The organism is Pelatocladus sp. BLCC-F211 (assembly GCF_041928655.1).
Classification (GTDB): domain Bacteria; phylum Cyanobacteriota; class Cyanobacteriia; order Cyanobacteriales; family Nostocaceae; genus Pelatocladus.
The window spans coordinates 1-1,296 of the sequence record NZ_JBHFLM010000207.1; the positions used below are offsets into that span (position 1 = coordinate 1).

Here is a 1,296-nt window from a genome sequence, read left to right on the forward strand (position 1 = left end):
TGTTGTTTGCCTTTTCACTCATAACTCCCAATCTGGAAGCAATTGAGTTGGTGGCTTCTGCCAATTGACGCATTGTCGTTTCCATCCGCAACAGGTCTTTTTGACTCTCTGTAGCTGCTGTGGTTGTCGCTTGTGACATGATTGCTACTTCCTCCATTGTTTTAACGAGTTCCTTGGAGGTGGCAGATATTTCTTTTGCAGCAGCAGCGACTTCGTTGGTAGATGCTACCTGCTCTGTGACTGTGACTTCTAGTTGTTTGCCAGAAGTGGCTATTTGCATAGTTGAGGTAGTAACCTGAACGCCGGACTTTTGTACTTGACGGATGAGGGTGTTCAGATTTTGGGTCATGGTTTTGAAGGCTTCTAGTAATTGCCCAACTTCATCCTTACTTTGTGATGCATTTTCAGCCAAGGATGATGTTAAATCTCCAGCGGAGATTTTTTCTGCTAATCTTAGGGCTGTAGCGACTCTCGCACCCAGATATTTAGCAATCAATACAGTGGCAATAGTGGCAATGATTAAAGATAGTATTGAAAAAAATCCAGCCAAGAAACTCAAAGAATTTATATTAGCTTTTGTTGATTCAATACTTTTTCCTAAAATTTCTTGTTCTCTATGATTAAATTCGTCATTTATTTCTTCAAAATCATCGTTAATTTCTCTAGTTTTATTAAGGTAGTTAGTTATGACTTGATTAGATTTATCCGCATCTTCGATCTTGAGGAGTGTTTCTTGTACTAAAGCATCAAGTTTCTCTTCGAGTAAAGCCATTTTTTGCAACCTTTGTTTCTGCCCTGGGTCTGTACTCGCATTGGATGTCAGTTTCAACCCCTCTTGAAAAAGCTGTCTATCCTTCTTATACCGTTCCAGAGCTTCCTTACTGTTTCCTCTACTGTTTTCTCTAAGAAGTAAATATCGACGAATTCGTCGATCCATGTTGGCAATATTTAGAGCCATTTTGTCCGTTCCAGTAATGGCATTGTGCGAAATACCAACTTCTCTAAAAGTTTCTCCTGCTTGATTAGCAGTTAAATAAACCATGCCACTAAATATAAAAATTAAGAATGTAGGCAGGGAGAATCCAAGTAAAGTCCGGTCTCTGAGTTTCCAGTTAGCAAGCATTTTTATGTTTACCTTGAAGTCAAGAATGCGTATAAGTCAATACGGTTCAGTTAAGGCTAAAAACTAAAACTAGCGTAGGTTGGGGAGCCAGTGCGTTGCGGGGGTCCCAAGAGTTGTAGCACCTGGCGTTTGAGGAACGTAGACGCGCCCTGCGCGGCTGATCGCAGAGTAAC

1 protein-coding gene is annotated in these 1,296 nt (G+C 40.8%); it reads right to left on the reverse strand.

Annotation, left to right across the window (positions count from 1 at the left end; genetic code table 11):
• A partial coding sequence (locus ACE1AT_RS25265; RefSeq protein WP_374873423.1) for a methyl-accepting chemotaxis protein occupies window positions 1-1,123 on the reverse strand: 1,123 nt, incomplete at its 3' end.
• Window positions 1,124-1,296 lie beyond the last annotated feature (173 nt).